Genomic DNA, 19,868 nt, shown 5'->3' with positions numbered 1-19,868 from the left:
ATGACGCGGCGCTTCACCATTACAACTCCGATTTTCTACGTGAACGGCGCTCCGCATATCGGGCATGCCTATACGTCCATCGCGGCTGACGTTCTGGCCCGTTTCCATCGCCTGAATGGTGAAGACGTCCTGTTCGTCAGCGGCACGGATGAGCACGGCCAGAAGGTCGAGCAGACCGCGACCGCTCAGGGCATGGAAACGCAAGCCTACGCTGACAAGATTTCTGCGTCTTTCCGCCAGATGCAGCAGGACATGGCAATCTCCACGGATGAATTCATCCGCACGACGGATGAGCGCCACAAGGTTGCTGCAAGTGCATTGTGGGAAAAAGTTGCGGCTAACGGTCACATCTATCTCGGCGCGTATGAGGGCTGGTACTCCACACGCGATGAAGCGTTCATTGGTGAAGATGAGCTGGTCAAGAAGCCAGATGGCACGATGGTTGCTCCATCCGGTGCGCCAGTAGAGCGCGTCAAGGAGCCGTCCTACTTCTTTAAACTGTCTGAGTTTCAGGACCGTCTGCTGAAGTTGTATGAAGATAACCCCGACTTCATTGGGCCCCATGGGCCGCGTCGGGAGATCGAGAGCTTCGTGAAGCAGGGGCTGAGGGATCTTTCCGTCAGCCGCACCAGCTTCAAATGGGGGATTCCGGTTCCGAACGATCCGGATCACGTCATGTATGTCTGGTTCGATGCGCTCGCCAACTATCTGACGGCTGTGGGCTACCCGGATCTGAATGATCCGCGTGCGAAGTTCTGGCCGGCAGATTTGCATATTGTTGGCAAGGAAATCGCCCGGTTCCATTGTGTGTACTGGCCGGCTTTCCTGATGGCTGCGGGTATTGAGCTGCCGAAAAGCGTCTTCGCCCATGGCTGGTGGACGGTCGAAGGCGAGAAGATGAGCAAGTCTCTCGGCAACGTTCTGGACCCGAAGGCGCTGGCTGATGAGTTCGGTCTGGATGCGTTGCGGTTCTTCCTGATGCGAGAAGTGCCGTTTGGTGGTGATTCAAACTTCAGCCGTCGTTCGATGATTACGCGCACGAACGTCGAACTGGCGAACGATCTCGGCAATCTGTGCCAGCGGACGCTGAGCCTCGTGGCGCGCAATCTTGGTGGCGTTGTCCCGGAACGCGGGCCACAGACAGAAGACGATCTGGCCATTCTGGCCACGGCGCAGCTTTTGCCGTCTCTGATGAGCGAGCAGATCGAGCGCAAAGCCATTACGGATGCGCTTGAGGAAGTCTGGAAGATCATCCGTGCGGCCAATTCGTATATTGACCGTCAGGCTCCCTGGGCGCTGAAGAAGACTGATCCGGAGCGGATGGCGCATGTTCTGCGTGTGTTGCTGGATGTGATCCGTGCGATTGCGACGATGCTTCAGCCCTATATGCCCAACACGATGGACAAGATGCTGACCCAGCTTGGTGTAGAAGAGAACGAGCGGACATTCGCCGCTCTTGAAACGCCGCTTCCAGGTGGGCGCACATTGCCAAAGCCGGAAGGGCTGTTCCCGCGCTTCGTCGTCGAGGAAGCAGAATGACGGGACTGATCGACAGTCATTGCCATCTTGATCGTCTGGACGATGTGCCTGCCGCGCTGGAGATCGCGCGGCAGTCTGGTCTAGCTGGCATGATTACGATCGGGACGCGCTTTTCACAGGCAGAGGCCCAGATTGGTCTGACGCGCTTTGACGCGCCAGATCTTCGCGTCTGGTGCGCGATCGGCACGCATCCGGATCATGTGGGTGAAGAGCGCCTTCCTTCTGTGGAAGAGCTGGTTCAGAAAGCCGAGCCATCCTGCGTGGTGGCCATTGGTGAGTCCGGGCTGGATTATTTTCACAGCGGAGATGAGGCGAAACCGGCGCAGCACGCTGCATTTCGCACGCATATTGCTGCGGCTCGTGAGACAGGTTTACCGGTCGTTATTCATACGCGACAGGCAGACGACGATACGATCGCGATTTTGCGCGAAGAAAGCGGGAAGGGTGCGTTTCCTTTTCTGATTCACTGCTTTGCTTCGGGACCCAAGCTTGCTGAGGCTGCGCTCGAACTCGGGGGCTATATCAGCTTCTCCGGGCTTCTGACGTTTCCAAAATGCCAGGAAATTCGGGACGTTGCGCGGATTGTCCCTGAGGATCGGCTGCTGGTTGAAACGGACAGTCCGTTTCTTGCGCCCGTTCCAAAGCGCGGTAAGCCGAATACGCCGGGATATGTGGCCCACACAGCTGCGCGACTGGCGCAGGAACGGGGGGTTTCCGCTGAAAAAATCGCGGATATCACCACCGAAAACGTACATCGCCTTTTTGCAAGGACACGCCTGTGAAAGTCACAATCCTTGGATGTGGAGGTTCTGCTGGCGTGCCAATGCTTGGCGGTCAGAACGGTTCACAAACGGGGATCTGGGGGCACTGTAATCCGCAGAACCCCAAGAACAGGCGTACGCGTTCTTCGATTGTTGTTGAAGGTGAGGGCGGGTTTCGGCTTCTGGTTGATTCCGGGCCGGATTTCCGCTCTCAAATGCTGAATTGTGGCCTGAGCCACATTGATGCAGTGCTCTATACGCACCCGCATAGTGACCATATCGCAGGACTTGATGATCTGCGGGCCATCAACCGTGTGATTGACAAGCCACTTCCGCTTTTGGCCGCGCAAAGCACTTTGGAAGAGCTTCGGCAGCGGTTTGCCTATGCGTTTGCGCCTTGGAAAGGCCCGGATTTTTATCGTCCGGTTTTCAATGAGCAGGTCGTTACCGCTGGAGAAGACGTCGATTTTCCCGGTCTCAAAGGGCGTATTTTCGAGCAGCGTCATGGTCGGATCACGTCTCTGGGGCTGCGGTTTGGAAAATTTGCCTATTCCACGGATGTTGAAACATTGTCCGAAGACGCTCTGACGCTTCTGGATGGTGTGGATACGTGGGTTGTGGATTGCTTCCAATATGAACCGCATCCAGCTCATGCCTGGCTGGAACGTGTACTGGAATGGCGCACGAAAATCAGGGCAGGGCGCACAATCCTGACTCATATGGGCACAGATATGGATTACGACATTCTATGCCAGACCCTGCCGCCGGATGTGCGTCCGGCTTATGATGGAATGGTTCTGACGTTCTGAAAAAACCGGGCAGGGTGGTCTGCCCGGTTTTTCTGGGCTCAGAAGGTGATCATCGCGCCCGCTGACATGGTGTGATCGCTCTCATGGTTCGGGCCATGAGCATCGGATTCCGTATGGGCATATTCACCCACGAGGAACATCCAGTCTGTGAGTGTGTAGTACAGTGCCCCGACTTCGGACTGATTGCGACGGACCAGCGATGGATTGTCTTCGCCCGCAGCCTGATAAAGATTGCTGACACCGTAGCTTCCAACCAGCTTCAGGCGTGGCAGAATCTTGTAGGAGGCCTGAACGTAATAGCCTTCCGAGTTTCGTTTACGGCCGGACTGGGAAATGCCGTCAAACAGCAGGCCGGTCGTGCCCAAACCATTACCGTAATAGTAATAAGCCACGCCTTCAAACGGTCCGCGGGAGAGCTTGACGCCAACATCGCCTGCAGCGACAGTCGCGCCTTTGCGGCTGTCTGTACCCAGGGTTGAGCTTGTCAGGTTCTGGACGTGCTGGGTCAGGAAGCTGGCCCAGAGACGTGTGGTGAAACCTGCAATTTTTGCGTCGTAGGTAACTTTACCCTGAACCATTGGCGAACTGTGCTGCGTGCTTGTCGCAGATAGGCCACCGCCAGCATAGTTGAACGGATCTAGCGGCGTCATGATGCCGACAGATCCCTGAAGACCATGCCACTTTGGGGAGATGTAGGTGATCTGTGGGAGCCAATCCGTGTAGACGTAACCCACACCGATGCGGCCCAGAGACGTATTGGCCGGATTGGCATTGCTTCCCGTACTGCCGACACTCAGCAATGTTGCATCATTCAGAATGGCATCAGATGCGAACAGGGCGATGTCACGACCGATCTTGATCGTACCAAGTCTGTCGGTGCCAGCTGTCATGTACACCTGACGGAAATCAACGCCCGCTGTTCCGAGGCCCACGGGGCTGCCACCGGAGTTGGCGTTGAACGCGCCGACATCTGCGTTGTTCAGTCCCGGATACATTCCGAAGACCGCGCCAAGTTTGATGCCGTCCTGAACCGTATTTAGTTTCAGGATGAGGCCACCAGGAAGCAGGCCGTTTCTGACGGATGAGGAATCAAATCCACTGGAGCCGGTGGAGACGCCACCTGCAACGGGCTTGCCGCCACCAGGGCTGTTATACGTGTAGAAGCCGTTAACGAAGCCTGAGAGATTGATCTCGATCTGGCCAGCCTGAACAGTTACGCCTTTGCCTGCGACGTAAGGTTTGACGCGCACAACGCTATCTGGATCGTAGCTCGCGCGCGCCTGGCGGAGCATGGAACGTGTGTCACGTGCATCAGCCGCAGCTTCGCTTGCTGCACGACGTGCGGCCTGAGCGGCGGCGATGGTCGTGACATCGGGGGGCTCAAGGCTGCCATCATACTGAGTTGGATTGTAGCGGCGGTATCGGTTGCGTTTTGCCGGGGGGCTTGAGGTGCCATCCTGATTGGAGGATGCCTCGGATCGGCTGTGTCGCAGATGGTGTGCCAGAAGGCTGTTATATTCTCCGTGTGTCAGGCTGCCTTTGGCCCGAAGGATATCCAGAAGTTCGGTGTAATCATCGGCGTGTGCGGTTGCAGGAAGAACCGTGAGAGACCCAACAGAGAAAACGCAGCTCAGAAAAGCAATCTGGCGCAATGAAAGGCGTGGCATGCAACAACCGCTCCAGCGGAGGATCTGGTTCACGACAATGGGTTCGTGCACCAGAAGAATTGAACTTCGTTTCAGGTTAGCGCGAAAAATGACATTCTTCGCAACAAGTCATCGTGTATCACGGATATGTGAGTTTCAGGCTGTTTTTGATATGTAAGTTGGCATAATATATATTATACGACATACGTGTGAAGCAAAATATAAAAGCCTCTTCACGTTTTCAGACCGAGTATCTGAGACTGCAATCGGCTTATTTCCAACGATTCCGGTCTAATTTGACGTTTTTTGCATCGGGCTGCACAACCTATGGCATTTTGCCATTGATCCCGGTTTTTATGCTGTTTTGGGAGATCATTAGCCGCAAATTGGCGCTCAATGGCAAAATGCCATGAATATCGACTGCAAATTAACTATGGCATTTTGCCATTAAGGTTATGACCTCTTTACCGGTGCTCTGATTGGCCTCTACCCATGGTCTCTCCTCTCCTCACCCTGCGAGACCGTTTTGACTGAAGTGATTCCCAACGCCCCTGCGGTCGATGCCGTGAAAGTACCGTCTTCCAAGGATTTGTTTGGGCACCCCAAGGGGCTTTGGGTCCTGGTTCTGACTGAAGGCTGCGTGGCATTTTCGCTTTACGGCATGCAGGCCATTCTCGTGCTCTATCTGGCGGACTACCTGCTTCAACCCGGGCATGTGGAGCATGTGCTGGGTATGAAGGCACTGAAGTCTTTTCTTGATGTGCTCTATGCACCAGTTGGAATACAGGCCACGGCAGGCGCGATTACCGGTCTGTTTTTGGCACTGATCTATGCCACGCCTCTCCTCGGCGGCATCGTTGCTGACCGGTTTCTTGGCCGTACACGGACGATTTTCCTAGGCGCAATCCTCATGACAGTCGGGCATGTGCTCATGTCCTTTGACTGGAGCTTTGTCATCGCGATCACGACCCTCTTATTGGGACTTGGAGCGGCTGGTGGTCTACGCGCGCAGGTTGGCGCTCTTTACACATTGGATGATCCGAGACGTTCAGAGGCTTACCAGATCTATTCTTTGGGTGTTCAGGCCGCAGTTATTGTGGCTCCTGCGCTGTGCGCCTATCTTGCACTGAAAGCATGGCACTGGGGCTTTCTGGCTGCCAGTTCGGGAATGCTGATCGGGCTTTTCGTTTATATGTTGGGCAAGCATTGGTTGCCAAACGACAGTATTGCGAGTGCATCCGTCCCTCGCCCGTCTTTGACGTCTGCAGAAAAGAAAACGACTGTTCTGCTCCTGGCGCTTCTTCCTGTTCTGGCATTGAGTGCGCTGCCAAATTCAGAAATTTTTGACGGATATCTGCTGTGGGGACGCGAGCATTACCAGCTGACGCTTCTGGGGCATCCGTTTCCGGTCAGTAGTCTTGTGTCGCTTGATGGTCTGGTCAGTACCGTTTGTACGATCGCTGTTCTTGGGTTTTGGAAGCTATATAGTCGTCGGCGGCCGGATCCAGCTGAGATTACGAAGGTTGCAATCGGCGCTTTTATTGCCTCTCTGGGCCCGCTCGTACTCGCCATAGCGTCTTGGCTCTACCCTGTCCCACATCAGGTGAGCCTGATCTGGGGGATCGCTTTTCACACGATTAACGATATTGGCTTCAGCATGAGTTATGCGATCGGCATGGCGCTGTATTCACGCGCTGCGCCCGCAAGCCTCAATACTATTCTGGTCGCCTGCTTTACCCTGCATCTCTTTCTGGCGAACCTCCTGATCGGGAAGCTTTCAACCCTGATTGGTCATGTCGGGGATGTGCCCTTTTGGCTCATTCATAGTGGGGCCTGTCTTTTGGCCGCATGTGTTCTGATGGGATGTGCCTTCTTCTGGCGGGACCTTTTGGCCCCGCAGAAGAAGGCTATCTAATGTCGGAAGTCTGCGCTCAGGAAGACGCTATTCCCTTGAGCCCCTGAGCGGGAGCAAGCCTGACACCTTCTGCCGTTTTAACCACGTAAGGGTCTAGGAGGCCGTCTGCGCGCTTGTTGCTGCGGGCAATGATGAGGCGCTGGACAATCGGATAGTCGGTGATCAGCTTCTCGAACACCGGCTTGGGGATTGCCAGCAAATGGCTGAACTGAAGCGACCGAACGGTCCCTTGTAGTCGCTCTCCACGGATGACGGAGGCTGCGCCGATCAGGTCCCCGCTGCCGAACAGGATTTCACGCTCAGGAAGATGAACTTCGGCAAGGCCTGCGACCTGTGCGTAGACAATCCTTGCTTTCTGGCCACGCTTGAAAAGAACCTCCCCAGGAGAGACAAACCGCATGGCAACCTTGCGGGAAAGGGTGTGCAGAACGCTGTCGGGGACGCCATTGAAGGCTGGGAAAGCTCGCAGCCGCTGTTCAATACCGCTCTTGAGATTAAAGCGTAGAGGCGCTTCAAGACGCGCGCTCCGGCGTTCGATATCCCGGTGGAGTTCCCGATGCAGCTCTTCGGAGATGAGATTGTCAGCCTGAAGCGCATCGTATTCTTCGTCTTCCAGGCGCAGTGCGATCTGACGGAGAATACGGCTCTCAAGAGCTTCCGAGTAACCGGAATAATGCAGGCGGAGTGTTTCCAGAGCATCATCCAGAAGCTTGCGCTGACGACCCAGAACCTCGGATACGATTTCCGTAATACGCGGACCGAGGGTTGGCTCCATGCGCTGCCTCACAAAGCGCTGCAGCGACAGTGACACGAGATGTGCGATGATCAGCATCTCGAAGCGTTCCATCATCGCGTACATCAGAGGTTCGTCGAAATGGAAGCGGCTGTGCAGTTCCTGAGCAACCCGGAACCTCACTGGAGGCTGTAGTCGGCGCTTCAGGGCGCGGACATAGCCATAACGTCCTTCGAGACGCGCGCCATCGGCCATGGCTTCAGCCGTCCGCAAGAGCGTTTCCATGACCCGGCGCGACAGGCCTTGAATGCGAAACAGGTCCAGCAGAAGAGAGCGTTCCTGATTGGCAATCGTGATGAGCGCGATATTGACGCGAGCACGGTCGCTCAGGGCAGATTCAAAGTTATTGGCCGCCCTCTCCTTTTCAGCGCGCTTCTCGATCCGGCTGATGACACCAATGCGCGTCTGTTCGCTAAAGCCCAGCTCATCAGACATCACGCGCGTCCGTTCCGCGACTTCACCAAGGCCGATCCCGAGGATCTGCTGGCGGATCGCCTGATCGATTGGTGACAGTTGATCAAGCTTCAGGAACAGGACGAGTGAACGCAGGGTCGTCCCGTTAACCAGTAGGGTAATCAGCACGAAGCCTGTCGCGATGATACCGATGAAGTGCGCTACGGGGCTTGAGACGCTCTGGTTCTCGGTTACGGCCAGTGCGAGCGCCAGAGTGATGGCGCCACGCAGGCCACCCCAGACCATGGTAGCCTTGAAAGGCGTTGGGACAGGTGGCGAAAGCTTCGTGAAAGCAAGGATCGGCAGCATACCGAACACAACGGCACCGCGCGCGACCAGACCTGCCACGCTCGCGATCAGGATGAGCACACAGTCCCACTTGGTCATGCCAATCAGGAGGCGTGGAACCAGCATGGAGGCAAGAAGGAACACCAGAGAGCCTGCCCAGAAAACGAGCTGCTGCCACAGCTCGTTCAGGAAGCGCCAGACTTGCGGACGGAAGGTGGACGGTCCGTAAGCTGAGACTGTCAGGCCTGCGGCTGCCGTGGCGACAACGCCGGAGAAGCCGAGCATTTCGTCACAGAGAATATAAACCGTGTATGGCAGAGCGAGGGTCAGGGTGATTTCTGCTGCCGGGGCTCCGCCCAGGCCTGCAATGAGCAGCAGGGTCAAGCGGCCAAGACAGACGCCGACAACAATGGCGCCACCAAAAGCGGACGCAAAATCAACGACCGCCTCACCGAGATGGATGTGCCGGTGGGAGGTGACGGAGGCCAGCAGGATAGCGAAAATCGCAATCGCGGCGGCGTCGTTCAGGAGCGCCTCACCTTCGACAAGGCGCGTCAAACGTGACGCAGCGCCGATCTCCCGGAAGATACCTGCCACGGCTGACGGATCAGTCGTGGCGACAATAGATCCGAGGAGAAGGCAGACCACGAGACTCTGATTGGCGAATGGGTAAAGCGCCAGACCAATGGTGGCTGTGGAAACCACAACCGCCACAACTGCCAGCAGAAGTACTGTTGCCGTTTCATGGGCCAGACGACGAACATCAATGCCCATGGCACCCTGGAACACCAGAATGGGCAGGAAGATCAACAGGAAGGCTTCACTGTTGATCGGGAAATAGATCAGGGCTTCGGCGGCGCCATCCAGCAGGTCCGTTGCGGAGGAACGAACAACAAGAGACGCAGCGCCACCCAGAACGATGCCAGCAAGGGCCAGCAGAACCGTTTCGGAAATCTCAAGCCGTTTGGCCAGAGGCTGAATGATGCTGACGAGCGTGAGCAGGAACGCAATCGCGAGAAGAACGGCTGCAAGGCCTGTCACCATCATTGTATTCCGTACTCCCTTGGTTCGAAAACCATCCTAGAGACGGTTGACGCCCCACGATAGCTCTGTCTTGCAAATTATGTGTCAGCAGCTGCAAGCCACTGTCTGACCTGGCTTTCCGGGTCTTCGGCGCGAATGAAATCGCTTACGGCGGCAACGCTGTCTGCCCCTGCCTTCAGGCAGAACGGCAGCCGATCGAGCGTGATGCCACCAATGGCCACCAGAGGGACATCGCCGCTGAGTTCACGCCACTCGGTCAGGCGCTCAACACCTTGCGGACCAAACGCCATCTTCTTCAGTTTCGTTTCCCAGATCGGACCGAGTGCAACGTAATCGGGCTTGCAGGCCAGCGCACGCTGCAGTTCTTCATGGCTATGGGTTGAGATGCCGAGGCGAATGCCCGTCTGGCGGATGGCCTCAAGGTCTGCGGTCTCAAGATCTTCCTGCCCCAGATGTAGCCACTCATAGCCAAGTTCGATTGCCAGCTCCCAATAATCGTTCAGCACGAGGGCGACATTATGGCGGGCGGCCAGTTCCTGAGCAGTTTCAGCCTGCGCCCGGATTTCTTCCGACGGCATGTCCTTGAGGCGCAGCTGAATGAAACGCGCGCCCGCTCCGCCGAGGCGTTCGACCCAACGAGGATGATCAACGACAGGATAGATTTTCGAAGGCAGACGGGACATTTACAGCATTTCTCCACCGAGGCTGCGGGCCAGACCAAGGGTCGGGGTCGAGGGCACCGCCATATCGCGTTCTTCCATAGGGTCTGCAGCAAATCCGGCAAGCCCGGCTTCGCACGCCAGGCGAAACGCGGTGGCCATCTGGGCCGGGTTTCCTGCTTTGGCGACGGCCGTGTTGATCAGAACGGCATCGTATCCGAGTTCGAAGGCTGCCGTGGCGTGAGAGGGCTTTCCGATGCCAGCATCCACAACCATTGGGATGTCCGGGAAATGGCTGCGCAACGCGCGGAGGCCGAAGAGATTGTTCAGCCCCCTGCCCGAACCAATTGGTGCGCCCCATGGCATCAGCACCTCCGCACCTGCACGGAGCAACCGTTCAGCCACAACCAGATCTTCCGTTGTGTATGGGAAAACCTTGAAGCCATCTTCCGTCAGGATGCGTGTGGCCTCGACCAGCCCAAATACATCTGGCTGAAGCAGGTCTCCCTGGCCGATCACTTCCAGCTTGATCCAGTCTGTTCCGAAAACATCCCGGGCCATCTGTGCCGTGGTGACAGCTTCCCGGACCCCGTGACACCCTGCGGTGTTAGGGAGAATGGGGACGTTCAGACTCTGGATCAGAGACCAGAACGCCTGTCCCGCCTGAGCGCCCGCCGCTTCGCGACGCAAAGACACGGTTACAACACCAGCCTGAGCGGCCTTTACCGCGTCTGCGAGAATGGCGGGGCTGTCATATTGGGCCGTGCCCAGCATCAGCCTTGAAGAGAGTTCAGTGCCGTAAAACTGCATGTCAGCCTCCCTGCATGGGGGCAAGAATTTCGAGCACGGCCCCCTCTTCCACCGTTTGTGCACTTCGCTGGGTGGCCGGAATGAAAAAGCCGTTCAGGGCCGTTGCTACACGCGCTTTGCCGTAACCCAGTTCATCAAGAACCGCGCCAAGTGTTCGTGCATGAACTTCATGGAGTTCGTCATTTACGGTGATCTGCATGATGTCTCTCCCATTTGGAGCTATAACAGGAAGAAAGGGTCTCAGGCCCGATCCGTTCCGAAAATGATGTCACAGACTTCTTGTGCACGCGCGGGCGATAGCAGGAAGCCGTGGCGATACATGCCATTGAGGGAAATGTTCTTCCCGTTCTGCCTGACCCTCGGAACATTGTCAGGATAGGCTGGTCTGAGGCCAGCATTGGCCTCCAAAAGCTCTGCTTCCGCGAAGGCTGGGTGCAGTGTATAGGCCGCATTGAGCAGTTCGGTTACGGCGCGCACCGTAATGCCGCGCGTATCATCACTCTCGATCATAGTGGCCCCGACCATGAACACGCTGTCTGCCCTAGGCACAATATAGACCGGAATGCGCGGATGCAGCATGCGAACAGGCCGGTGAAGGCTGATTTCCGGACAGCGTAGCAGAACCATCTCCCCGCGCATGCCTCTAAGGTCATTTTGCGTGGTCCGGGCCGCTACGCCCGTACAGTCAACCACCCAGTCGAATTCATTATCGTTAATCGCCTGAACCGTCAGGACTTGGCCGCCTTGTTGTTTGAGGCGGTGAGCAAGAGCCACCAGGGCCTTGCGAGGATCGACATGACCTTCTTCCGCAAAGAAGAGTGCCTTGTCGAAACGGCCTGCCAGATCTGGTTCCAGCGCACCAATCTGGGACCCGTTGAGGGTTTCGAAGTGACTGGTGCGGCGTCCGAAGCGATTTAACTCCGGCGTATCGCGAGGCGGTGCGACAACAAGGCTGCCTGCCTGAACCACGTCTGGAACGTGGGATTTCCACCAATGGAGCGATGTCAGACTGTCCTGTGTGACTTCATCTGGTGCTGATTCTGCCTCACACCAGGGGGCCAGCATTCCGCCCGCAAACCATGAGGCACCAGCGCCAACCCGGCCGCCGGTGTCATAAACCGTGACCTGTGCGCCGTGTTCTGCCAAAGCCACAGCGGTGACCATTCCGGCTACGCCGGCGCCTCGAACCAGAATGCGAGGTCCAGTCATCCATGTCCTCCTCGTAAAAGCGGGACGTGTTTAACATGGCTTGTCTGTTTGGTCAGGAGGCACGCACGGGGAGATGATCGGCTGCGTACACAAAGATCCTATAGCGCCCTTCCGTCAGACGTTTGGCCGGAGTGCCGAATGTTCGCAGCACCTCGGCTTCCCCGAAGGTTTCTTCCGGGTGTGGGATCAGGACGAAAAAGGCTTTTCCATCAAAGCTATGCCAATCCATTTTCTTGCGGATGTGCACAAACGGCGCAACCGTACCGTCTCCCTGCTTCATCCCAGGGTAAAGGTGCATTTTTCCGAGAGAGGCCACTTCCAGGTTGCCGGAACTCCACCAGGAACCAACGCCGTCCGGTGGGACGTCGCGCTCAAGTCGGCTGAGAAGCTGGTTATCATCGGAACTTAGAAGGCCAGTCGAATGCGTTGGGAGGTTCCGGTAATCCGTAATGAGCGTGACGACCAGGATCATGGCTGCCAGACTCACGGCTACGCCTTTCTTCGGCCAGACAAGCGCTGTGAGGCAGGCCAGATCAATCCAAAGCGGAAAAAGATAGCGCGCGACAGCAATGGGGCTCCCATCCAGAGCGATGCGGCTGCTGAGAGCGAGCGCCACGAAATTCAGGGCGGCGGACAGAAGCAGCATCATGGGGAATGCGGCAATCTGGCCCCTGTTCTGCCATCCTGATCGGACCATCTTGAAAGCTGCGGTGAGAGCGAGGGCGACGAGAAGAAGCCGGAGGCATTCCGGTATTGTGGATGCTACGGCCTGCCCAGAGGGTTCTGCTCCATAGAGGAGAAAAATAGCGCGAACGGATGTCCCGAAGTTGCTGCCCAGTTGTTCCCATGGTGCAAAGCGTGTTTCCAACGGCTCCGTGACAAAGCCGCCGGTCACGGCATTGATGTGCAGAATGGCTTTGGCCAGCACGGTTCCTGTCAAGGATGCGAGGACCAAAAGCCCACGTTGGCGAAGAGCAAAGTCCTGAGCCAGAAAAGCGTAGGCGATGATCGCCCCCGCTCCTGTCACTGCGAGTAAAGGGTCCCCAATCACCCCGAGGCACAGTAGCACTGCCACGGCCGCCAGTGATCGGTAGGAGCCCGATGAGAGAAACCGGTCAGCCCAGTGAAGTGCCCAAAGACCGTAAATCAGCGCGCCCATATGGATGGCGGACAGCGTGATGAAATATGCCATCGGAGAGCGCATCAGGGGAAAGGCAAGCACTGGCAGAAGGAGGGTCGCTGCGCCGAGGCGTTCCTCAATGCCTCGCAAGCGCAGAAAAACCACCGAGAAAGCTGACGCGACAACGCCGACCCATAGGATTGCGGGTTGCACCATCAGAAGAAATGGGCTGCCTGCCGGTCTGCCTAACAGGTGCCATAGTCCACTCAGGAGGGCGCTGAGAGGGATATCGGACGTCCAGAAATCCGGCGGGGTCAGAACCCAGTCATGCAGGCGCCAGTTTCCATGCAGTACATCCAGTCCGGCAAGGAAATAGGACGCCTGATCCGATGTCTTGGGCCACAGCGAACAGACGTAAACCGCCAGAACGAGATAAAGCGTCAGCCCTATGAGCGAGGCGACAAGATATCTTTTCCTGAAAGAAAAATTTCTATCAAATACCTTTGATATCATTGAGTTAAGTAGTCTTTCTCATTTTTCATCTGAAGATGAGATACGAGTATTTCGACTGGATGAGCGGGTCGCCGCCCAGCAAGACGCTTTGTCTGGCAACGACAGGAGAAGCCCGTTGCCAGAATATTGCCTTCCACCTTGCTGGCCCAGTTCTGGGCAAAAATGCTGGCGGACAGATCGGCGTGTTCCTTCTCATGGCCGAACAGGCCGGCCATCCCGCAGCAACCAGCTTTGCCCGCATCTGCCTGAACGCCCAAATGTCGCAGAATGGCCGTCCAGTCCTCAGCACTCCCCGGACGCACAGCCTGCTCTGTGCAATGTGAGATGATGGTCAATGCTGCCGTGTCAGGTTTTACCGCATTTGAAGGTATGATGCCCTTGGTGATCTGGCGTTTCAGAAAGGCTTCCAGTGAAAGCACGGTTGGGATGGCTTCGGACCCTGCGATATCCCGATATTCCTGCTCAAACATCAGACCTGTAGCGGCATCCAGAGAAATAACGGGTACGCCGTGACGCGCGATATGCTTGAGCTGCTTCAGGGTCTTGCGAGCAGTGGCAGAGAACCCTTTACGAAATCCTCGTACATGCCGGGCCTTGCCATTATCCCAGACGGACGTGACGCGCGGGTCCATCCCAAGGGATTTGAGCAGCGTGTATGTGCTTTCGATGACACCGCCATCAAAGCTTCCCGTAAACGAGTCCTGGATCAGAACAACGGACCGGTCATTGTTTCCTGCTTGTTCAAGCCATTCTGTGCTGACCTGCGTGATTTTGGGCAGTCTTGCGGGGCTGATCTTCGGAAGATCGACAAGCCCCAGCTTCTTGAGAAACACAGTCGAGATCGGGTTCTGCATCAGAATATTGGCGAGCGCCGGCATCTGTCGGCCGACCTTCAGGAGAGGCTCGAGCCAATACACGAGATAGTCCCTCACTGGACGGCGATGCTTGAGGAAATAGAGGTCCAGAAACTTCGACCGCATGGATGGAATGTCCACCCGGATCGGACATTGCGTGGCACAGGCCTTACAGGACAGGCATGTGTCCAGACTGGCTTTGAGCTCGACTGTTAACTCGGGAAGCGCACTTTTGTCAGCGGCGGTATCTGGGAGCGAATTCAGTCGCGCCCAGCTTCGCAGCAAGGTCGCTCGGCCCTTAGGTGACTGAAGCCTGTCCCTCGTAGCCTTGTAGGACGGACACATGGCCATGTCAGGTTCGCGATTATAGCAGGCCCCATTTCCATTGCAGCTCACAGAGAGGCTGAAGTCATTTCGCAGATCTGAGGAAATCTGCTCGTCAAACTGACCTTTGAACGGGATGCCATCTATCCGGTCTACTGGATATTTGAGACCAACGGGCGCAAGCTTCCCGCGATTAAAAATATCTTTGGGATCAAAGACTTCTTTGATGCGGCAGAGCTCTGCGAAGAGTGTCTCCCCAAAGAAAAGAGGCGAAAATTCTCCGCGGTAACCTCTCCCATGTTCCCCCCAGAGCAGCCCACCATGGCGTTTAGTCAGATGGGCCACGGCGTCAGAGATGGGGCGGATCAGTGCTCGATCATGCTCGGACAGCATATCCAGAAAAGGACGGACATGCAGGCAGCCAACATCGGCATGCCCAAACATGCCGTAAGACAATCCGTATCCGTCGAGAATAGCCCGGAACTCAGACACATAGTCAGCTAGGGCTTCCGGTGGAACGGCTGTGTCTTCGACAAAAGCCACGCCCTGTTTATGGCCATCCGGACGGCCGAGAAGCCCCACGGATTTTTCACGCAGGGTCCAAAGCTGATTAATGATCGACTGATCAGAAACTGGTTTATAGTCAATGACTTCGTAGGGAGAGCTTTCAAGAAGGGTGACGGCTTCCTGCATCTGTTGATGGAGATGGTCTTCGTCATCTCCCACAAATTCAACAAAGCTCATCCCCCGCACGGGCTGCTCTGAACGGGCACCAAGAACGCTTTCCAGGGACTGCCAGACAATATCCTGCGACGCTTTCTCCAACACACGGTCATCCAGTACTTCCACTGCCGAAGGATTGGCCGGAAGAATGGTCTGGACGTCCCGGAGAGTGCTGTCGAAACTGGCGTAGCGCACGACGAGAAGCTGACGATATTTCGGAAGCTTCCGAACACGCAGCACGACACGCTTCGTTAAGGCCAGTGTTCCCTCTGAACCCGCCAGCAGGCGAGCCAGACTGAACTGGCCATTCTCAAGAAGAACGTTTTCGAGGTTATACCCGGTCAGTCCCCGGTTCATGTCTGGGAAAATCCGACGGATTTCGTCCGCCTGCTCCGTCACCACGCGGTACACTTCGCGATAGACCCGCGCAGAGAGATCGCTACCGGTCTTCTTGCGTTCAAGAGCGTCGCTGGTCAGTGTTTCAACGTGTAAATCACTGCCATCCGATAGCACCACATCCATGGTCTCAATGTAGTCGGATGTGCGGCCGTAAATGCGAGAGCCCTTGCCTGAAGCGTCGGTCGCAATCATTCCGCCGATCGTGGCACGGGTCGCAGTTGAAACTGTAGGCGGGAAAAAATAACCGTGGGGCTTTAGAAAGGCATTCAGTCTGGCCAGAACAACGCCGGGTTCGACGGTTACGTGCCCAGTGTCAGGGTCAAAATCCAGAATGCGATCCAGATATCGGGCCACATCAACGACAATCCCTGCAGTCAGGGATTGACCGTTGGTTCCTGTGCCGCCTCCACGCATGGCCAGTGTAAGGGAGCCGTCTTCTGCCGCACGCACGGCACGGTTCAGGTCTTCGGTTGTTCGGGGATAGATGACGGCCAGTGGAAGGCGCTGGTAAATGCTGTTGTCTGTCGCCCCGACTAATCGGGCAGAGACCTGAGGCGTGATATCCCCCTCAAAGCCTTCGGCAGCCAGTCTGGCGAGGAAAACATCGCGGATGTGCAATTCAGATGCGGCAAGATAGAGGCTGGAGCGTCCGGCCACACCTGTCAGATCTGCATCGCCACCCATGTTCGTTTCTCCCCGGTCGTATAGCGTGTTGGAAGACTATCCTCGACGAAATGAAGCGTCTTGGAAAGTCCTCCTCACGGAAAGAAAATGTCCTTATTCCACCGTGACAGATTTCGCCAGATTGCGAGGCTGGTCTACGTCCGTACCCTTTAGAAGAGCGACTTCATACGCCAGGATCTGGACTGGGATAGCATAGAGGATGGGGGCGACGAACGCATCGACGTCCGGCAGGATGACGACATGCTCCGCAACGCCTTCCAGACGCTTGGCGCCGGTGGCATCTGTAAAGGCCAGAATACGGCCTCCGCGAGCCTTCGCTTCCTGAAGATTCGAAAGCGTCTTGTCGAACAGGATGGTTGATGGAGCGATCGCGACGACCGGAACGGTTCTATCGATCAGGCTGATCGGACCGTGCTTCAGTTCACCGGCCGCATAAGCTTCGGCATGGATATAGCTGATTTCTTTGAGTTTTAAAGCGCCTTCGAACGCGATCGGTGTGCAGATGCCCCGACCCAGATACAGAACATCGCGAGCTTCCGCGACAATACGCGCCATTTCCTGAATGGCCTCAACGCGTGTGAACACTTCGGCGGCCCGGGACGGCAAATCAAGCAGGCTTGCTGTCAGGGTCTCTTCCCGTGCCTTGTCGATCGTTCCACGGGCCCGTGCAAAATCAATAGAAAGAGCTGCAAGAACAGAGAGTTGCGCCGTAAAAGCCTTGGTTGACGCTACAGAAATTTCTGGACCAGCAACCATGCCCAGGACGAGATCGCTTTCGCGGCCCATCGTCGAATGCTCGACATTCAGGACCGACACAATGCTCTGTCCTGCCTTCTTGAGGCTGCGCAGGACGCCAAGCGTATCTGCCGTTTCTCCAGACTGGGAAATCAGCAGTGCCACGCCCTTGTCTGGTTGCGGTGCATCGCGATAGCGCATTTCAGACGCCACATCGATTTCCACCGGAACGCGAGCGAGGGATTCAAGCCAGTAGCGCCCGACCATGCCCGCATAGAAAGCAGACCCACACGCGGTAATCGTGACGCGGGGCATCTGTGCCGGATCGAAAGGCATTTTCGGCAGGGCAATTGTCTTGGAAGCTGGGTCTGTGATCCGCTGAAGCGTCTGGCCGATGGCGACCGGATGCTCGTGCAGCTCCTTCTCCATGTAATGGCGATAGCCATCCTTGCCGACCTGCCCTGCCATGAACGCAATGTTCTGGATCGGACGGCTGACTTCCTGACCTTCGCCATTGAAGATGATGACATTGCCGGGCGTCAGTTCGCACCAGTCTCCATCATCCAGATAGGTGATGCGGCTTGCCAGAGGCGCCAGGGCGAGGCTGTCGGAGCCAAGGAACATCTCGCCGTCGCCGTAACCCACGGCGAGAGGCGCACCGTGGCGTGCGCCGATGAGCAGACCGTCATGGCCTTGAAAGATGATGGCAATCGCATAAGCGCCTTCAAGACGCTTGATGGCCGCGAAAGCGGCATCACGCGGTGTTTTGCCCTGATCAAGGTAGAAATCGACGAGGTGGGCGACTGTTTCTGAATCTGTATCGGACAGGAAAACCCGGCCTTCACTTTCAAGCTCGGCCTTCAGTGTCGCAAAGTTTTCGATGATGCCGTTATGCACGATGGCAACTCGGCCTGCCGCATGGGGATGGGCATTGGCTTCTGTCGGTGCGCCATGTGTGGCCCAACGCGTATGACCGATGCCCGTGGTACCGGTTAGCGGGTCAGCCTTCAGAACGGCCTCAAGATTATCAAGTTTGCCAGCAGCGCGGCGGCGGTCAATCGTACCGTCGGCTGTAAGCGTGGCGATGCCTGCGGAGTCATATCCGCGGTATTCAAGCCTGCGGAGAGCTTCGAAGACGATCGGAGTGGCTGGACGATGGCCTACAACGCCACAAATTCCACACATCAGCCCTGCTCCTTTTTGGCTTTAAGGGTCTGTTTGATTTCAAGTCCGCGGTCTGGCTTGATTGTCTGGCGAGCGCGCCCGAAAGCGAGTGCACCGGCCGGGACGTCTTCCGTGATGGTGCTCCCCGCAGCGATCAACGCGTCATCGCCAATTGTGACGGGGGCCACCAGAATGGCATCAGAGCCGATAAAATTGCGGGCGCCGATCGTCGTCCGGTGCTTGAAGTATCCATCGTAATTGCAGGTGACGGTCCCTGCTCCAACATTGGTTTGTGCACCGACGGAGGCGTCACCCAGGTAGGTCAGGTGATTGGCTTTTGCGCCAGGGCCTAGATCAACATTCTTCAGCTCAACGAAATTACCGACATGGGTATCGGCAGCGCAGATTGTTCCGGGTCTTAGTCGCGCATAGGGGCCGATCATGGCGCCCTCGCCCACCGTGCAGCCTTCAAGATGAGAGAACGCACGGATCAGGGCGCCGCTGCGAACCGTGACGCCTGGGCCAAAAAAGACATTTGGTTCAACGACGACATCCGGCTCCAGGCAGGTGTCGGTGCTGAAGAATGTGGTTTCTGGGGAGACAAGTGTGACGCCGCCTTCCATCGCAGAAATGCGCAGACGCTGCTGAAGCGTGGCTTCTGCCTGGGCAAGCTCTACACGTGAATTGACGCCAGCCAACTCAGTCTCGGGCGCTTCCACGCACTGGACGCGCCCTTCCGAAGCGGCCATGGCGACAACATCGGTCAGATAATACTCACCCTGCGCATTGTCGTTGCCAACAGCGGCCAGCCACCGCCGGAAATCTGCGGCACCTGCGCACATGACGCCTGCATTGCAGAGTGCGATTTCACGTTCCTGCTCGTTTGCGTCTTTGTATTCTACAATTCGGCTGACGCGGCCCTGCTCTTCAACAATGCGTCCATAACGACCTGGATTGGCCGGGCGCATCCCAAGAAGTGCGAGGCTCACCCCGTCTTGCCGGGCTACCGTCAGACGACGCATTGTATCGGCTGTGATCAGCGGGTTGTCTGCGTAGAGAACTGCGATGTCGCCATCTCCGAACAGGTCTTTTGCAGTATTGGTCGCGTGTGCGGTGCCCAGACGTTCGGTCTGAACGACTGTTCGGTATGGCTGAACGGCTTTTTCCAGCTCAGGCATATCCGGTCCGACGACTACAACGACGTCGTCAAAGATTTCTCGGGCCGTATCGATGAGATGGGTGATCATCGGGCGGTTTCCAAGGCGATGCAAAGCCTTGGGAAGACGTGATTTCATCCGCGTGCCGAGGCCCGCTGCAAGGATGATGGCTGTGGTGTGGCGTGCGGTATTGGTCATGTTCCGTTCCGGGTATCCAAACCACGCCAATCCGTCAAACGATGGTTGAGTTAGGCTCCATCACTTCCGAT

The 19,868-nt window shown here is 56.6% G+C and carries 14 protein-coding genes; 4 read left to right on the top strand and 10 right to left on the bottom strand.

The features are described 5' to 3' along the window. Genes metG through KP708_RS09305 form a run of 3 tightly spaced genes read left to right on the top strand, consistent with a single transcriptional unit; the run spans position 1 to position 3,109 of the window. Positions 1-1,539: a methionine--tRNA ligase gene (metG, locus tag KP708_RS09315; RefSeq protein ID WP_215750884.1), complete on the top strand. Its 1,539-nt coding sequence runs from the start codon at positions 1-3 to the stop codon at positions 1,537-1,539. Next, entirely contained in the window at positions 1,536-2,321 is a 786-nt protein-coding gene (locus tag KP708_RS09310; RefSeq protein WP_215750885.1) for a TatD family hydrolase, read from the top strand. The genes metG and KP708_RS09310 overlap by 4 nt, the downstream gene beginning before the upstream one ends. Next, complete coding sequence (locus KP708_RS09305; protein WP_203547423.1) at positions 2,318-3,109, top strand: MBL fold metallo-hydrolase; 792 nt, start codon at positions 2,318-2,320, stop codon at positions 3,107-3,109. The genes KP708_RS09310 and KP708_RS09305 overlap by 4 nt, the downstream gene beginning before the upstream one ends. 38 nt (positions 3,110-3,147) lie before the next feature. Here the strand turns inward: KP708_RS09305 and KP708_RS09300 are convergent, their stop codons facing one another. Further along, entirely contained in the window at positions 3,148-4,776 is a 1,629-nt protein-coding gene (locus KP708_RS09300) for a hypothetical protein (protein ID WP_099212388.1), read from the bottom strand. A 514-nt stretch (positions 4,777-5,290) separates the two neighbouring features. Between KP708_RS09300 and KP708_RS09295 the strand changes: the two genes are divergently transcribed. Beyond that, positions 5,291-6,670 (top strand): MFS transporter, encoded by a 1,380-nt coding sequence (locus KP708_RS09295; protein WP_215750940.1) that lies wholly within the window; start codon positions 5,291-5,293, stop codon positions 6,668-6,670. Between the two features lie 16 nt (positions 6,671-6,686). Here the strand turns inward: KP708_RS09295 and KP708_RS09290 are convergent, their stop codons facing one another. The 9 genes from KP708_RS09290 to glmU form a co-directional block, all read right to left on the bottom strand. Continuing rightward, complete coding sequence (locus tag KP708_RS09290) at positions 6,687-9,251, bottom strand: cation:proton antiporter (RefSeq protein WP_202207398.1); 2,565 nt, start codon at positions 9,249-9,251, stop codon at positions 6,687-6,689. Between the two features lie 74 nt (positions 9,252-9,325). Then, positions 9,326-9,931, bottom strand: a complete 606-nt coding sequence (locus tag KP708_RS09285) for a thiamine phosphate synthase (RefSeq protein WP_215750886.1) — start codon at positions 9,929-9,931, stop codon at positions 9,326-9,328. Continuing rightward, a complete protein-coding gene (locus KP708_RS09280) occupies positions 9,932-10,717 on the bottom strand; it encodes a thiazole synthase (RefSeq protein ID WP_046901496.1) in 786 nt (261 codons plus the stop codon). 1 nt (position 10,718) lies between these two features. Beyond that, the gene (thiS, locus tag KP708_RS09275; protein ID WP_046901497.1) at positions 10,719-10,916 is read right to left on the bottom strand and encodes a sulfur carrier protein ThiS; all 198 of its coding nucleotides are present in this window, start codon (positions 10,914-10,916) and stop codon (positions 10,719-10,721) included. Positions 10,917-10,957: 41 nt separating this feature from the next. Continuing rightward, positions 10,958-11,926, bottom strand: coding sequence for a glycine oxidase ThiO (gene thiO, locus KP708_RS09270; RefSeq protein WP_215750887.1), 969 nt, complete (start codon positions 11,924-11,926; stop codon positions 10,958-10,960). Between the two features lie 52 nt (positions 11,927-11,978). Next, entirely contained in the window at positions 11,979-13,559 is a 1,581-nt protein-coding gene (locus KP708_RS09265; RefSeq protein WP_215750888.1) for a hypothetical protein, read from the bottom strand. Then, positions 13,556-16,543: an FAD-binding and (Fe-S)-binding domain-containing protein gene (locus KP708_RS09260; RefSeq protein WP_215750889.1), complete on the bottom strand. Its 2,988-nt coding sequence runs from the start codon at positions 16,541-16,543 to the stop codon at positions 13,556-13,558. The genes KP708_RS09265 and KP708_RS09260 overlap by 4 nt, the downstream gene beginning before the upstream one ends. Before the next feature lie 93 nt (positions 16,544-16,636). Continuing rightward, a complete protein-coding gene (glmS, locus tag KP708_RS09255; protein WP_215750890.1) occupies positions 16,637-18,463 on the bottom strand; it encodes a glutamine--fructose-6-phosphate transaminase (isomerizing) in 1,827 nt (608 codons plus the stop codon). After that, positions 18,463-19,797, bottom strand: a complete 1,335-nt coding sequence (gene glmU / locus KP708_RS09250; RefSeq protein ID WP_215750891.1) for a bifunctional UDP-N-acetylglucosamine diphosphorylase/glucosamine-1-phosphate N-acetyltransferase GlmU — start codon at positions 19,795-19,797, stop codon at positions 18,463-18,465. The genes glmS and glmU overlap by 1 nt, the downstream gene beginning before the upstream one ends. Positions 19,798-19,868: the final 71 nt, after the last annotated feature.

Source organism: Gluconobacter sp. P5H9_a (assembly GCF_018812085.1).
In the GTDB taxonomy this organism is placed as follows: Bacteria; Pseudomonadota; Alphaproteobacteria; order Acetobacterales; family Acetobacteraceae; genus Gluconobacter.
Note: the sequence above shows the minus strand (reverse complement) of the source record. Positions and strands in the feature narration are given on the sequence as shown.

Excerpts from the sequence above, each read along its gene's own strand:
- metG (WP_215750884.1), top strand. The coding sequence starts at position 1 with ATGACGCGGCGCTTCACCATTACAACTCCGATTTTCTACGTGAACGGC.
- KP708_RS09310 (WP_215750885.1), top strand. The coding sequence starts at position 1,536 with ATGACGGGACTGATCGACAGTCATTGCCATCTTGATCGTCTGGACGAT.
- KP708_RS09300 (WP_099212388.1), bottom strand. The coding sequence starts at position 4,776 with ATGCCACGCCTTTCATTGCGCCAGATTGCTTTTCTGAGCTGCGTTTTC.
- KP708_RS09290 (WP_202207398.1), bottom strand. The coding sequence starts at position 9,251 with ATGATGGTGACAGGCCTTGCAGCCGTTCTTCTCGCGATTGCGTTCCTG.
- KP708_RS09285 (WP_215750886.1), bottom strand. The coding sequence starts at position 9,931 with ATGTCCCGTCTGCCTTCGAAAATCTATCCTGTCGTTGATCATCCTCGT.
- KP708_RS09280 (WP_046901496.1), bottom strand. The coding sequence starts at position 10,717 with ATGCAGTTTTACGGCACTGAACTCTCTTCAAGGCTGATGCTGGGCACG.
- thiS (WP_046901497.1), bottom strand. The coding sequence starts at position 10,916 with ATGCAGATCACCGTAAATGACGAACTCCATGAAGTTCATGCACGAACA.
- thiO (WP_215750887.1), bottom strand. The coding sequence starts at position 11,926 with ATGACTGGACCTCGCATTCTGGTTCGAGGCGCCGGCGTAGCCGGAATG.
- KP708_RS09265 (WP_215750888.1), bottom strand. The coding sequence starts at position 13,559 with ATGATATCAAAGGTATTTGATAGAAATTTTTCTTTCAGGAAAAGATAT.
- KP708_RS09260 (WP_215750889.1), bottom strand. The coding sequence starts at position 16,543 with ATGGGTGGCGATGCAGATCTGACAGGTGTGGCCGGACGCTCCAGCCTC.
- glmS (WP_215750890.1), bottom strand. The coding sequence starts at position 18,463 with ATGTGTGGAATTTGTGGCGTTGTAGGCCATCGTCCAGCCACTCCGATC.
- glmU (WP_215750891.1), bottom strand. The coding sequence starts at position 19,797 with ATGACCAATACCGCACGCCACACCACAGCCATCATCCTTGCAGCGGGC.